The organism is Pseudomonas cichorii (assembly GCF_018343775.1).
Lineage (GTDB): Bacteria > Pseudomonadota > Gammaproteobacteria > Pseudomonadales > Pseudomonadaceae > Aquipseudomonas > Aquipseudomonas cichorii.
The window spans coordinates 2451010-2464594 of the sequence record NZ_CP074349.1; the positions used below are offsets into that span (position 1 = coordinate 2451010).

The following is a 13585-nucleotide window of genomic DNA, read 5'->3' on the forward strand; positions in this document are numbered from 1 at the left end:
GACTCCATCCAGACAAGTACTCGTGCCGCGCAGGATTTGCGCGGCGCGTAGGGTTCAGGTGTTCAGGTTCCAGTGCCGTGCCCGGCTCTGCTGATTCCATAAATGTGCGTAAAGACCGTTCAGCTCCAGAAGCTCGTCGTGACGGCCCTGTTCGACGATGCGCCCGCGATCCATGACCAGAATCTGGTCGGCGTGCTGAATGTTGTGCAGACGGTGAGCGATGACCAGCACGGTGCGGTCACGCACCAGCGCATCCAGTCCCAGTTGAATAGCGGCTTCCGAGGACGGATCGACGCTGGAAGTGGCTTCATCGAGTAACAGGATCGGGCTGTTCTTGAGCAGGGCGCGGGCAATCGAAAGGCGCTGGCGTTCACCCCCTGAAAGCCTGCCGCCGTTTTCGCCGATTCGTGTGGCGTAACCGTCTGGCAGGGCTTCGATAAAATCGTGGGCCTGGGCAAGGCGTGCGGCGTGGATGACTTCCTGCTCGCTTGCGTCGGGCTTGCCGACCAGCAGGTTGTCGAGCACGGTGCCGGAGAACAGCGTGACGTCCTGGAAGACCATGGCGATGTGTTCTTGCAGGCAATGGCTGCCAATCTCACGGGCCTCGATGCCGCCAATCTGCAATTGGCCGCTGTCGATGTCCCAGAGCCTTGCGACCAGATGCGCCAGGGTGCTTTTGCCTGCTCCGCTCGGGCCGACCAGTGCGGTCAGGGTGCCCGCTGGCAGGTGGCAGGAAATACCGTCGATCACCGTCGATTCACGCTCGGCGTAGCTGAAGCGCACATTCTTGAGTTCGATGTCGAAGTGCCGGGGTTTGCGTGGCGTGGACGGCTCCGGCATCGGCGCCTGTTCCAGCAACTGCTCGGTGCGGGTCAGCGCCAGATGGCCGAAGCGCAGCAGCAGGGTGGAGAAACCCAGGTCGATGGCCTGGCGATACAGCGGCAGGGACAGCACGGTAAAGATGAGCAGGTTTTCGATACTCAACTGCCCTTTGAGCAGCAGGTTGCAGCCCAGCAGCACCATCAGGATGAAACCGGCTTCGATCACCAGCCCGAACAGCCCGACCCAGGGTGCCGGTTTCAGTTCGATGCTGACCATTGCCTGATGTTGCGCATCCATCACTTTGTTCAAGCGTTGCAGGGCGCTGCCGAACCGGCCGAAGCTGCGGATCACCGCAATGCCTTGAATGTATTCCTGCAACGCTGCCTGGGTGCGGTTGTTATTGGTGAGCATGCGGTCGGCATGCACCAGGGTCTTGCGGATCGCCACATAGATGGCCAGGCAGGCCAATGGCAGCATGGCCAGTACGGCGCAGGCCAGCACGGGTTCCAGCCAGAACAGGAAGATCAGGAGAAAGGCCAGCTTCGCAAGCGACAGGGCGAAGACGCCGAGAAAGTGTGACCAGAGATGCTCTACCAGTGCCAGGTCACCGGTGACCCGAGCGCTGATTTCGCCGCTGTGGGTCTTGCCGAACCAGCCAAGAGGCAGCTTTTGCAGATGGTCCACAAGGCGAATGCGGGCGTTGGCCATCATGGCGTAGGCACCCGTGAAGATCAGCGGGGTGCCGATTGCACCGGTGACGATTCGGGCAATCAGGCAGGCGAGCATCGCCAGTGCCAGCCCGATCACGCTCAAGGTGGTGGCCGTGCCTTTGAGCAGGCTGTCGAGCAACCCGTACAACAAAGGGTAAGGCGCAGCGCTCAGCAGGCCTTCCAGCACTGCAAGGCGCAGGCCCTGATTCAGATGAGGGTCACGCTGGCCGGCCAGGCGTTCACCGGCTCGCATCAGATTGGCGATCATGCCGATACTCCTGTACTGCTCAGTTGCCATTGGCGAATACGTGTGTGGTCTTGCCAGAGCTGTCGATACAACGCGCAGTTTTCAAGCAGCTCTTCATGACGACCGGCGCCGCGCACTTGCCCTTGATCCAGCACGACGATGCGCTGGGCGGCAATCACGGTATGCAGGCGGTGGGCGATCATCAGCACCGTGCGGCCTCGACACAGATTGGCCAGTGCTTCCTGGATCAGCGCTTCGTTTTCGCTGTCGGCATAGGCGGTGGCTTCATCAAGAATCAGCACCGGAGCGTTCTTGAGCAGGGCGCGTGCGATGGACAGCCGCTGGCGTTCGCCACCGGACAGTTGCGCGCCGCCTTCGCCGATCCGGGTCTGATAGCCCTGTGGCAGACGCTGAATGAAATCGTGAGCGCAGGCGGCGCGGGTTGCGGCCTCGACGCTGGCCTGATCGGCATCGGGCCTGGCCAGCAGCAGGTTGTCGAGCACTGTGCCGTCGAACAGGTGAACCTGCTGGAATACCGACGCGACCCGTTCGAGCAAGGCTTCCAGCGGCCAGTCACGCAGGTCCGTTCCGCCCAGAGTGATACTGCCGCTGTCGGCATCGAACAGGCGGCAAACCAGTTGCGCTATGGTGCTCTTGCCGGAGCCGCTGGGGCCGACCAGCGCTGTCAACTGGCCCGCCTGGGCGCTGAAGCTGACCTGGTTCAGGGCTTTTCTTTCGCCATAGGCGTGGGAGACGTTTTCCAGACGCAGGTCCAGTGGCGCATCGGGGATGCGGGCGTCCGGGTTTTCGCTCATCGCCGGGCTGAGCAACACCGCGTTGATACGGGCCAGTGCCGCATTGCGCTGTACCTGATCGCCGAGCATGTAGGTCAGGCGCAGCAGTGGCATCAGTACGGCGGGAGCGAGAAGCAGAAACAACAGCAATGTTTCCAGGGTGATCTTGCCTGCCAGCAGCAGCCAGGCACCCAGCGGCGCCACGATGATCAGGTTGGCGCTGAGCAGGCCCGAGAACACCACCCAGAACAGCGAACTCTTGCGGGCAAACCCGGCCACCCACTCAGCGGCACCGCGAATGTCCTTGCTCAGTGTGCCGAAGCGCAGGCTGGTCAGGCCGAAGCTTTTCACGACCTGGATACCTTGCAGGTACTCGCTGAAGCTCTGGGAAATCTGCTGTTGCAGGCTTTGCCATTTGGCCATGCGTTCGGCCGAGCCCTTGACCATCAGCATCTGCGCCATAAAGGCCAGGGGCAGCGGGGCAATACAGGCCAGTGCCAGTCGCCAGTCGATGCAAAGCAGCACGATCAGGGTCAGCGGCGGCATTACGGCGGCGGCTATGGAGTCGGGGAGTGAGTGAGCAAAAAAGCCTTCAAGAGAGCCGACGTCGTCGTTGATGGTGCGACGCAGGTCCGTGCTGCTGTTCTTGTTGAAGAAGCTCAAGGGGACTTCGCCCAGATGCCGGGCGATACGGCTGCGCAACTGGCGTAATAGCTCGAAGGCCGCCAGGTGGGCGGTTACATGGCTGACGGTCATGATCAGCCAGCGCAGCAGAACGGCAAAAAGCGCTGCCAGCCCCCAGCCCAGGGCGGCTTCGGCATTGGGGGCGGTATTGAGCAGCATCTGCGCAATCTTGTAGATACACCACAGCGGCACCAGGCTGAGCAGGGTCGAGGCCACGGCGCAACCGATGGCGATGGCAAACAGTGTGGGTGCCAGTTTCAGTAGCCCGGTATGGCTCAAGGGCTCGGTTGTGGTCGTGCCGACAGTGTCGTGTTGTGGGCTCATTCAGAACTCCTGTGGGTTTCTGTGCTTTTCAGGAGGGTGCACGGGGCCAGGCTGACGGCTGAAGGGCCGTGGCCACGGGTTATTCCGTTGAAAGAGCGAAGCGCTTGTCGGCTTCGCTCGTTACACCTTTCCCGACGTGTCTCGCGTCAGAAGGTTATTTTGGTGCTCACGCCCAGTTCGCGGCCTTGGCCGGGTTGACTGAACTGGGCGCCGGAGGTGATGTAGGAGTAGGTGCGATAGTCCTTGTCCCCCAGGTTGTTGCCGTACAGCGCCAGTTCCAGGTCCGGTTTGGGCAGCCAGGAAAGGCGGGCGTCCACCAGGCTGTAACCGCCTTGCGAGACTTCGTTGTCCACATCGAAGTAGTGCTGGCCGGTGTAGCTGATGCCGACACTCGGGCGCAGCTCGCCCAGCAGGTTATCGAAGTAGAAACTGCGTTCTGCCGAGGCACGCAAGGTGCGTCCGGGCGTGTAGGTCAGGCTGTTGCCCTGACGGTCGGAGTCCAGCAGGCGGTTACGGTTGACGGTGCCGGCCAGACGAATCAGGGTGGCTTCGTCGGCGCGCCAGTCCAGAGACATTTCCGCGCCTTCGCTGCGGGCCTTGCCGATGTTGCTCAAGGCCTGGGTACCGGTGCCTGCGGCGCCGATGAACTGCTGCACATCGTCGATATCGATGCGGTACAGCGCCGCATTCAGCCAGAGACGCTTGTCCAGCAGGCTGGATTTGACGCCGACTTCCATGTTCAGCGATTTTTCCGGCGAGTACGCCACCGAGTCGGAAGTGATCGAGCCAATGCGGTTGTAGCCACCGGCCTTGAAGCCTTTGCTGACCGATGCGTACAGGCGGGTATCGGGCGTTACCTGGAAGCCCAGCGCCACTTTGGGCGTGGTGCTGGTGAAGGTGTCGTTGCCTTTATAGACGAAGCCCGGTGTGAACAGCGCGTCCACCTGGTTGTAGGTGGTTTCGGCCTTTTCCTCGCTGTGACGGGCGCCCAGGGTCAGGTCCCAGCGCGGCGCCAGGTGCCAGATGAACTCGCCGAACACGGCTTTTTCGGTGTTCTCGATGCGGCTGTCGGCTGCGCCATACACGCCGAACAGCGGGGCGCCAGCGTCTGGAGTCCGTTCTGAATGGCTGCGGCTCTTCTGCCAGTACAGGCCGCCGACCGCATCCCAGGCACGGTCTTCACCCTGTGTGGAAAGGCGCAGTTCCTGGCTGACGGTGCGCTGAGCTTCCGGCCAGAGAAAACCCATGTCGCCGAACAGACGCTCGTGACGGTAATTCTGCAGGGACGTGATGGACGTCAATTTCAGCGAGTCGCTGAGGTTCCAGTCAATGCTTGCGCTGCTGGTTTCCACCCGGCGCACGTAGACCGATTCCATCAACGGCACGCTGGCCCGGCGCTTCTCATAGGTTTCGTCGGCCAGATATTGCTCGTTGTAGGACGTTAGCCGGTCACGGGCATAGGCCAGTTTCAGACTGAAGTCTTCGTTGGGCCTGAAGGTCAGTGCGACATTGCCGCCACCGTTGTCGCTGTCGCCATGATGTTCGCTGCGGGTCAGCTCGCCATCGGTATCATCGTGGTAGACCGTGCCCTGGATGAACAGCTTGTCCGCAACCAGTGGTGCCGAGCCGCTGACGGCGACTTGTTGGTGCAGGTTGCTGAAGCGGCTTTGTATCGTCGCCGTCGGTGTGTTGTCCGGCTGGCGGGTAATGATGTTTAGCGCACCGGCATGGGCGTTGCGTCCGTACAGGGTGCCTTGCGGCCCTTTGAGCAGTTCGATGTGTTCGACGTCGAGTAGTTGCTGATTGAAGGTGCCCAGGTATTGCGGGACGCCATCGACGTAGATTGCCACTGGCGCGTTGTAAGGGTCCGAAGACGAAATGCCGCGCATGCTCAGGCTCGGGAACACGCCGGCACCGGTATTACGCACCAGCAGTTCGGGGAATACTCTTTCCAGCTCGCCGCTGTTATAGACGTTGGCACGCTCAAGGTCAGTCTCACTGGCAACCGAAAGCGCCAGATCGGTCTGATCCTGGGCCTGGGTTCGCTTGCTGGCAGTCACTTGCATTTCCGGCAAGTTCAGAACATCGTCCGCCAGAACCTGGCCGGATAGGGCGAGCGTGATCGCCAGACTGAGGGTAGAGCGCTGCATGGGAAGACTCGGCTGGTAAGTGGAAGCCGCTATCTTCTGGTTATGGTTATGTTGTTGCGCGTGCGATCGGGGTATAAATGCGCGCAATCGGCACTATAGTTGATAAGTGTTATCATTTGAGTCTGATTCCCAAAAGAGTGTGTGCCCATGAGCCTTAATCATTACCGCGCTGATTATGAATTGCCCAAGGTGCTCACCGAGGAGGTGGGGGACGAACTCGACATCCGCCTGATCGAATGGCAGGTCGATGAAGACCGGCATCTGGATGCCTCTTGCGAGGCATCGCTGACAGTGTCTTATCACGCCAATTGCGCGGGCTGGCGAAGTTTTGCCGATACCTCACCCTTGAGTTGGCGCGAGGATCACTGTTGTCTGTTTCACTCTACGGTGCCGCTGCAGGGCGTGGGCTTTGTTCCGGCGGGGACGCGCTGGCGCGGGGTGAATATCAGCTTCGCCGCTCACCGGCTGGGCATGCTGGACCTGGCCACGCAACTGTTCGAGTACGACGGCCCATGGGAGAAAACCCGCACGGTGGACAGCGCAGCACGCCTGGCACAGTTTCCGGCACCTCACGTCGTCAGGCGTATCGGCCAGGAAATGCTGGGCTGTCGGCTGGAGGGCGTTGCCAGGGACTTGCTGTTGCGGGGCAAGGCCTATGAAATGCTCGGGCAACTGACTGCACATATCCAGGACCTTGCGCGGTTCACCGGGCTCAGTGCCGGTGGCCGTGATCTGGCCCGTGTGGAGCGTGCGCGCAAGCTGCTTGAGGCTCATCCGGAACAGGACTGGACCATCGAGTCACTGGCTCAGTGTGTGGAACTCAATACCAAGAAACTCAAGCAGGGCTTTCGTGACGTCTATGACAGCGGCGTGTACGGCTATCTGCAGAAAGTCCGTATCGAGCGGGCCGCGCAATTGCTCAAGCAGCGGGGATCGGTCAGCGAAGTGGCGGCGGCAGTCGGGTATTCCAACGCCAGCCACTTCGCCAAGGTTTTTCGCCGCTACTACGGCATCAACCCGCTGCACTTCAGCACGCTGGCTGCCAATGGCATTGATGAGGTGGCGATCCGGGCCGGTGTCGATCCATTCTGATCCGCAAGACGTGCTTCAGAAGTCATAAGCGATCTTGCTGTACCAGAACCCGCCACCCGGATAGAACGGCGGGTTGCTGTAGAGGTTCAGACCATTGGCCGAAGGGATTGCGTTCTTGTCCGGGCGCACATTGAAAATGTTCGTGCCGCCCAGGCTGACCGTGATGTTTTCCTGGAGGGTATAGGACAGGTCCAGATCGGTAATCCATTTGGCGCCGAAGCTGCGGTCGCCACTCTCCAGTTGCTGCAGCGTCTTGACCTTGCCGTAACGGGTGGTCTGCAGGTTCACGCCCAGGTCGCCGAGGGTCCAGTTGGCACCCAGCACCCATTTGGTTTTTGGTTGCGCGTCGGTCAGATCGCCTTCCCGGGCACGGCCGACCCAGGTCAGGCTGCCGCCGGTGTTGTCGCCCAGGCCCTGTAAGGCTGAGGGCTCGCTCTTGACGTCGGTGATGATGGTCTTGTTGTAGTTGAATCCTGCGCTCCAGCGCACATCACCCAAGGCACCATAACGGCTGGAATGATCGAGCACGATATCCAGGCCGCGGGTGCGGGTGTCGAAAGCGTTGGCGTAATACGAGGTCCAGGTGCTGGTGTCGACGTTCTGGGCGGTGAGAATCGGCGCCAGTGCCGGGCCATACAGGCTTTCGGTGCGTGCGATGCGGTCGGCAATCTCGATCCAGTACGCATCGACCGTCAGGCTGGTGCGCGGCGCCGGTTGCCAGGTCACGCCCAGGCCCAGGTTGCGGGACTTTTCCGGGTCCAGAGGTGTGGCGCCCAGCGCCTGGGCCAGGGACGAATTGACCGGCGCGATGCGGGTCACGGCGGGCACGACGGTACCGTCAGGGGCTGTACCCACCCGGTTATCGGAGATGCTGTAGCCGATCTGGGTCAGGGAGGGAGCCCGAAAGCCTGTGCCGATTGTGCCGCGCACCGCAAAAGTGTCGGTGAATTCGTAGCGGGAGTTGAGCTTGGCACTGAGGGTGTTGCCCGAGTCGTCATCGAAGTGCTCTGCGCGCAGGGCCAGGTCAATGAACAGTGGCTCGATGGGCGTGATGCCGAAGTCCACATAGGCTGCATAGTTGTTGCGTTTGATGCTGGTTGCATCCTGAGGCGAGATGACCGCCGCAGCCTGTGCGGCAATCGACGCCAACTGGCCTGCCAGCGGATTGGGCTGGCCATTGGGCAGCGAGGCCGGGAAACGATAGCCACCCACTTGATAGGCCTGTGCATCACCGGCGAAGGTCCGGAAGCGCTCCCAGCGATGTTCGAGCCCTGCGGAAACCTGCAACGGCACACCGAACACGCCGTCAAAGGCGCGGGTGATATCCAGGTTGTTGACCCACTGCTCGAAGCGATAGGTCGCCAGGTCATCGAACGAAGTCGGTGAAGCCGGACCCAGTGACGGGTTGATGGTCAGGTCACTGTATTGATGATTGTTGTTGCGTCCGTAGGTGGTGCTCAGGTCCCAGTTCCAGCCCAGGGATTCGCCTTTGGCACCGATCAGGTACTGGTAGTCGGTGTCGTCCAGATTGTTCAGCGGGTAGTAGCCGTCGGGGAACAGTTCCGGGATGTTGGCGTTGCCATTGGGGTAGCGGAAGTAGTTATTGATGATGGCGTCGCGTTGGCCATAGGTGCCGTAGGAATACAGCTTTGTCTGATCATCCAGTGGCAGTTCGGCGTTGTAGGCCAGGTTGAAGGCCTTGATCTGCGGGTCGCCGTTCTTGACGCCTACCCGGTCCCAGGTCGCTTCCCGAGGGTCGCCGGGGAAATAGGCAGTATTGGTAGCCTTTTCATTCCAGCTGGCATCGCCGCGTTTGCGCGCATCGGCGGACAGGTGCAGGAAACCTCCATCCCCCAGCTTAAAGCCCTTGTCGCCCTCAAACTTGGTCACTTCGCCTTCGCCACTGTAGAGCTTTCCGTAGGTCACGCCCAGGTGGCCGCCCTGGGCGCTGGACTTGAGGATCACGTTGATCACGCCCGCAATGGCATCGGAGCCATATTGAGCGGCGGCGCTGTCCTTGAGGACTTCGATGCGCTCCACCGCGCTGACGGGGATCATGTCAATGTCCACCGAGTTGGCGCCGCTGCTGTCGGTGGAACCGTTGGCGGGCAGGGCGCTGTTATGGCGTCGCTTGCCGTTCACCAGCACCAATGTATAAGCCGGTGCCAGGCTGCGGTTGGACAAGGGGCGGATAGTGGAGTTGTAGCCGGCGACGTTGGTGCCGTAGTTGAACGAAGGCAGCAGCTTGGCGATGGCTTCGGTCAGATCGGCGCGGCCGGTCTTGAGCAGTTGTTCGCTGGTAACGATATCGATGGGCGCCGGGCTGTTGGTCACCGTGCGTTCGGTGCCGCGAATCCCGGTGGAGATGACCGTGACCTTGTCCAGGCGTGTGTCATTGCCGGTTTCTTCTGCTGCTTGCACGGGCGTTATCAAGCCCAGGCCGGCAAAGGCGATGCCTTTCAACAGATGAGGGGGCAGGGGCTTTCTGGCTGCGCGAGCAGTGGAGGCCATGGGGAGTGATCCTTGTCAGTTTCGAGAAGTTTTTCTGAGCCTCCACGGGTAAGGGTCGGTCTGTAAGCGGGAATATATGGTTATGAAACAGTCCTGTGAAAGTTCTTTTCGGTATAAGCTAATTATGAATTATTTGAATTTAAATATTGTTTATAGATAAATAAATTGCATTTTGTTCGAGGGGAATGAACCGTTCTCGAGCGGTCCTGGCATCCCTGTTGTGCTGCCTGCGCCACTTTGTCGCACCTCGGGTTGTGGCCCGTAACCGCACGCTTCATGCCTTTGCCTGCATGCCGTCCGTGGATTCGCGGTGTTCGACAGAGCGTGAGAGTGGTAGATTCGCCGCCATGAAATTCGTCCGAACTCACCGCTCGCTCATTGCCTGGATGCTGTATGGCTTCATCCTGTTCAATGGGTTCATGTGCAGCATCAGCCATGGGCAGATGCTGGGGACGTTTTCCTCTGTAGCAGCCGCCGATATCTGTGGCGATAACCCGGACACTTCCATGTCGATGGAAGGCCCGGACGAGGCCAGGCATTCACTGGTCATGCAACTGGCCATGCTGGACTGCACTTTTGCCGGCAAGCTGACCGGTTTCGTGGTGTTCTTCATCGGACTGGGCTGGCTGCTGCGCTCGCGCAATGTCAGGCTGCGTATCCCGCCGGGCCTGATGCGCGAGTCCTCCCGTCACACTTCGCCGGGGCTGGTGCCGCAGGCGCCCTGAAACCCCGTCTTGCGTTCACTGGTTGTCTGCAGCGCATCCGTTATGTGACGTGCTGCATGCCTTGCCTGTTTTCCTTCAAAGGACCGTAATGCATGACTCAATACCTGACCCGTCGCGAAGTGGTCGCGGGCCTCTCCTTGCTGAGCCTTGGCGTTCTGACCGGTTGCAATAACTCCAATGCCTTGCCGTTCAAGTACGGCAAGGATCTGAGCAACAAGATCATCGGGCGCAACTTCAGGCTGCGCAACACTCATGGCGACGTGCTGACCCTGTCGAATTTCCGGGGTTACATGCCGATGGTGTTCTTCGGCTTCACCCAATGTCCGGCGGTCTGCCCGACTGCGCTGGCCCGTGCCGCGCAGATCAAGAAGCTGATGGGCGCCGATGCCGATACCTTCCAGGTGGTGTTCATCACCCTGGACCCGGAGCGTGACACGCCGCAAGTCATCGAATCCTATGTAAAGGCTTTCGATCCAAGCTTTGTGGCACTGTCCGGCACCCTGGAAGAAACCGCGGCCACGGCCAAGGAATTCGGCGTGTTCTACGAGAAGGTGCCGCTGGGCGACACTTATACGATTTCCCACACCTCCACCAGCTATGTGTTCGATACCCGTGGCGTGTTGCGCCTTGGCCTGTCTCACTCGCTGTCCGCGCAGCAATGCGCAGAAGATTTGCTCACTTTGATGGAAGTATGCTGATGACTACTCTGATCCGTAATGCCCTGATCGCTACCCCGTGCAAAAGCCTGCTGCTGGCTCTGTCCATGCTGGGTGTCAGCCTTCAGGCCCATGCGCAGACCACCGTGGACGATGCCTGGGTGCGTGCCACGGTTGCCGGGCAGCCAGCGACCGGCGCTTTCATGAACATCACGTCGAGCACGGGCGGCAAGCTGGTTGAGGTCAGTTCGCCTGCTGCGAAAGACGTGCAGATCCATCAGATGAGCATGAAGAACGATGTGATGAACATGCAGCAGGTCAAATCCATCGACCTGCCGGCTGGCAAGACGGTTGTGCTGGACTCCAACGGCTATCACGTGATGCTCATGGGCCTGGTGGCTCAGGTGAAGGAGGGTGATCAGGTGCCGCTGACCCTGACCGTCGAGGACGAAAAGGGCGTCAAGGAGTCGATCAAGGTCAGCGCGCCTGTCAGGGCCCTGACGGCTCAGGGGCATTCCGGCCATGGCGATCATAGCGGTCATTGATTGAGGTTTACCCCAGTCTGCTCCAGGCCCCGCCATGTTCGTGCATGCCGGGGCTTTTTGATGGGTGAGGTTTTATATTCAATTTATGAATAACAGGAGAACTAAATATTCTTTTCAGGAACAAGCGCGATCATGGATGATTGCCCGGCGCTACCAAATTGGAAAGGTGACTGATACCAACAGAACCTGGATTTTTACTGAAAAAATGCAGGAGTGTATCAATGGGCAATGTCCAGACCGCAGCCAGTGCACATGAAGTGCCTTGGCGCCAAACGCCGAGCGGCGAATTGGTCGATCTGGGGCGTCCTTTTCGGGGACCCTTGGCGCAATCGCGGTTGCAGCGCACGCCCAAGCCTGTTCTGGGACGTCGGGAAGGCATTCTGCTGGGTGCATTTGCCTTGGTGCTGCATGGTGCAGTGATTTACTGGCTGAGCCAGACTCCAACCCCTGTTCTGCCGATCGTCCCGCCGGAAATTCCGCCGATGACCATCGAATTTTCCCAGCCCGCGCCGCCCGTGGTTGAAACGCCGCCACCGCCGCCCGAGCCAATCGTTCAACCTGTGGTCGAGCCGCCGCCTCCCGTTGAGGATGAGCTGGCCGTCAAGCCACCGCCCAAGCCAAAACCCAAGCCGGTCGTCAAACCGCCGACTCCAAAGCCTGTTGCCAAGCCCGTTGAGCAGCCGCCCGCACCACCTGCACCGCCACAACCGATTGCAGCGCCTGCGCCACCGGCACCGCCTGCGCCAGCACCCGTGACGCCGGCTTCGGCCAGCGCCGGTTACCTGCGCAATCCGGCTCCGGAATATCCATCGCTGGCCATGCGCCGCGGTTGGGAAGGGACGGTCCTGTTGCGAGTGCATGTACTGGCCAGCGGCAAACCGGGCGAGATTCAGATTCAGAAAAGCAGTGGTCGTGATTCGCTCGACGAAGCCGCAGTAACGGCAGTCAAGCGCTGGAGCTTCGTTCCCGCCAAGCAGGGCGATGTCGCCCAGGATGGCTGGGTCAGCGTGCCCATCGACTTCAAGATCAAATAAATAACGGTTTCAACGCTTCAATGCGAGCCACCTGACAAAAGGAGCATCGCAACACCAGAACCTGACGTATCAGCACAGCACGAGAGTACAGATCATGAATCTACTGGCATCCCCTTTTGAATCCATCGAACACGCCGTCATCTGGCTGCTGGTGGTCTTTTCCGTCGCGACCTGGGGCCTGGCCTTGCTCAAGGGCGTACAGTTTTCACGTCTGAAATCCCAGGATCGCAAGTTCCACAAGCAGTTCTGGGCGGCCTCCAGCCTGGATTCGGCCGCTGAACTGGCTCAGCAACAGCCTGGTGCTGCCGCTCGTGTTGCCCAGGCCGGTTATGCCGCCATCCAGGTTCATGAAGGCGGTCAGCAGACCGACCTGAGCCAGTCGATCAATCATCAGGATCGCCTGGAGCGCGCCTTGCGCCAGCAGATCGTGCGTGAACGTCGCTCGCTGGAAACCGGCCTGGCTGTTCTGGCCAGTATCGGCAGCACCTCGCCCTTCATCGGCCTGTTCGGTACGGTGTGGGGCATCATGACTGCACTTCAGGGCATCAGCGCAGCGGGTTCCGCCAGCCTGGAAACGGTGGCCGGTCCTATCGGTGCTGCACTGGTCGCTACCGGTGTCGGTATCGCGGTCGCGGTACCTGCGGTACTGGTTTACAACTACTTCCTGCGTCGCCTGAAACTGACTGCCGCCGACCTGGACGACTTTGCCCATGACTTCTACAGCCTGGCGCAGAAAAACTCTTTCCGTGTCCTGCTGCACCCGGTTCTGACCAAGAATGGCGCCGGTGCCAGCCAGAAAGTGAAGGAGGCGTCCTGATATGGCCTTCTCCACTCAAGACAATGATGAAGTGCTCAGCGAAATCAACGTAACGCCTCTGGTGGACGTGATGCTGGTACTGCTGGTGGTGTTCATCGTGACCGCGCCGCTGCTGACCAACTCGATCCCGATCAACCTGCCCAAGACCGAAGCGGTCGCTCCGGCAGAGCAGAAGGACCCGCTGGTAGTGAGCATTGACGGACAAGGCAAGGTGTTCATCAACAAGGACGAGATTCAGGCAGACCTGCTGGAAACCAACCTTCAGGCCGCCAAGGCCAAGGATGCGCAGGTTCGTGTGCAACTTCAGGCAGACAACGGCGTGAACTACGGCGAAGTAGCCCGCGCCATGGCCTCGATCGAACGTGCAGGCATCACCAAGTTGTCGGTGATTACTGCCAAATAGAGCAATACCCTTCAAGACAGTGAAGCCTTTAAGGTCGTACCCTCAGGTAGGTACGGCCTTTTTTTTGTGTG

Annotated in this window: 11 protein-coding genes; 7 read left to right on the plus strand and 4 right to left on the minus strand. The window is 60.2% G+C overall.

The window, feature by feature from the left end; translation table 11 throughout:
• Positions 1–54: 54 nt before the first annotated feature.
• The 3 genes from KGD89_RS10830 to KGD89_RS10840 form a co-directional block, all read right to left on the minus strand.
• The gene (locus KGD89_RS10830; protein ID WP_025259801.1) at positions 55–1800 is read right to left on the minus strand and encodes an ABC transporter ATP-binding protein; all 1746 of its coding nucleotides are present in this window, start codon (positions 1798–1800) and stop codon (positions 55–57) included.
• Positions 1797–3581 carry an ABC transporter ATP-binding protein gene (locus tag KGD89_RS10835; protein WP_025259802.1) on the minus strand — a complete coding sequence of 595 codons (1785 nt, stop codon included), beginning with the start codon at positions 3579–3581 and terminating at the stop codon, positions 1797–1799. Before KGD89_RS10835 ends, KGD89_RS10830 begins: the two co-directional genes overlap by 4 nt.
• A 146-nt stretch (positions 3582–3727) precedes the next feature.
• Positions 3728–5731, minus strand: a complete 2004-nt coding sequence (locus KGD89_RS10840) for a TonB-dependent receptor (RefSeq protein ID WP_025259803.1) — start codon at positions 5729–5731, stop codon at positions 3728–3730.
• A gap of 147 nt (positions 5732–5878) precedes the next feature.
• Between KGD89_RS10840 and KGD89_RS10845 the strand changes: the two genes are divergently transcribed.
• Positions 5879–6823, plus strand: a complete 945-nt coding sequence (locus KGD89_RS10845) for a helix-turn-helix transcriptional regulator (protein WP_025259804.1) — start codon at positions 5879–5881, stop codon at positions 6821–6823.
• Between the two features lie 15 nt (positions 6824–6838).
• Here the strand turns inward: KGD89_RS10845 and KGD89_RS10850 are convergent, their stop codons facing one another.
• A complete protein-coding gene (locus KGD89_RS10850) occupies positions 6839–9334 on the minus strand; it encodes a TonB-dependent receptor plug domain-containing protein (RefSeq protein ID WP_025259805.1) in 2496 nt (831 codons plus the stop codon).
• Positions 9335–9681: 347 nt separating this feature from the next.
• Here KGD89_RS10850 and KGD89_RS25985 point away from each other — a divergent pair, with 347 nt between their 5' ends.
• The 6 genes from KGD89_RS25985 (at position 9682) to KGD89_RS10880 (ending at position 13514) form a co-directional block, all read left to right on the plus strand.
• A complete protein-coding gene (locus KGD89_RS25985) occupies positions 9682–10059 on the plus strand; it encodes a DUF2946 domain-containing protein (protein WP_025259806.1) in 378 nt (125 codons plus the stop codon).
• A 92-nt stretch (positions 10060–10151) separates the two neighbouring features.
• On the plus strand, positions 10152–10757 hold the full coding sequence (locus tag KGD89_RS10860; RefSeq protein ID WP_025259807.1) for an SCO family protein: 606 nt from the start codon (positions 10152–10154) through the stop codon (positions 10755–10757).
• Positions 10751–11260: a copper chaperone PCu(A)C gene (locus KGD89_RS10865; protein ID WP_025259808.1), complete on the plus strand. Its 510-nt coding sequence runs from the start codon at positions 10751–10753 to the stop codon at positions 11258–11260. Before KGD89_RS10860 ends, KGD89_RS10865 begins: the two co-directional genes overlap by 7 nt.
• A 221-nt stretch (positions 11261–11481) precedes the next feature.
• The gene (locus KGD89_RS10870) at positions 11482–12294 is read left to right on the plus strand and encodes an energy transducer TonB (protein ID WP_025259809.1); all 813 of its coding nucleotides are present in this window, start codon (positions 11482–11484) and stop codon (positions 12292–12294) included.
• Between the two features lie 94 nt (positions 12295–12388).
• On the plus strand, positions 12389–13111 hold the full coding sequence (locus tag KGD89_RS10875; protein ID WP_025259810.1) for a MotA/TolQ/ExbB proton channel family protein: 723 nt from the start codon (positions 12389–12391) through the stop codon (positions 13109–13111).
• 1 nt (position 13112) lies between these two features.
• Positions 13113–13514, plus strand: coding sequence for an ExbD/TolR family protein (locus tag KGD89_RS10880; RefSeq protein ID WP_025259811.1), 402 nt, complete (start codon positions 13113–13115; stop codon positions 13512–13514).
• Positions 13515–13585 lie beyond the last annotated feature (71 nt).

Excerpts from the sequence above, each read along its gene's own strand:
- KGD89_RS10875 (WP_025259810.1), top strand. The coding sequence starts at position 12,389 with ATGAATCTACTGGCATCCCCTTTTGAATCCATCGAACACGCCGTCATC.
- KGD89_RS10835 (WP_025259802.1), bottom strand. The coding sequence starts at position 3,581 with ATGAGCCCACAACACGACACTGTCGGCACGACCACAACCGAGCCCTTG.
- KGD89_RS10845 (WP_025259804.1), top strand. The coding sequence starts at position 5,879 with ATGAGCCTTAATCATTACCGCGCTGATTATGAATTGCCCAAGGTGCTC.
- KGD89_RS10850 (WP_025259805.1), bottom strand. The coding sequence starts at position 9,334 with ATGGCCTCCACTGCTCGCGCAGCCAGAAAGCCCCTGCCCCCTCATCTG.
- KGD89_RS10840 (WP_025259803.1), bottom strand. The coding sequence starts at position 5,731 with ATGCAGCGCTCTACCCTCAGTCTGGCGATCACGCTCGCCCTATCCGGC.
- KGD89_RS10880 (WP_025259811.1), top strand. The coding sequence starts at position 13,113 with ATGGCCTTCTCCACTCAAGACAATGATGAAGTGCTCAGCGAAATCAAC.
- KGD89_RS10870 (WP_025259809.1), top strand. The coding sequence starts at position 11,482 with ATGGGCAATGTCCAGACCGCAGCCAGTGCACATGAAGTGCCTTGGCGC.
- KGD89_RS25985 (WP_025259806.1), top strand. The coding sequence starts at position 9,682 with ATGAAATTCGTCCGAACTCACCGCTCGCTCATTGCCTGGATGCTGTAT.
- KGD89_RS10865 (WP_025259808.1), top strand. The coding sequence starts at position 10,751 with ATGCTGATGACTACTCTGATCCGTAATGCCCTGATCGCTACCCCGTGC.
- KGD89_RS10830 (WP_025259801.1), bottom strand. The coding sequence starts at position 1,800 with ATGATCGCCAATCTGATGCGAGCCGGTGAACGCCTGGCCGGCCAGCGT.
- KGD89_RS10860 (WP_025259807.1), top strand. The coding sequence starts at position 10,152 with ATGACTCAATACCTGACCCGTCGCGAAGTGGTCGCGGGCCTCTCCTTG.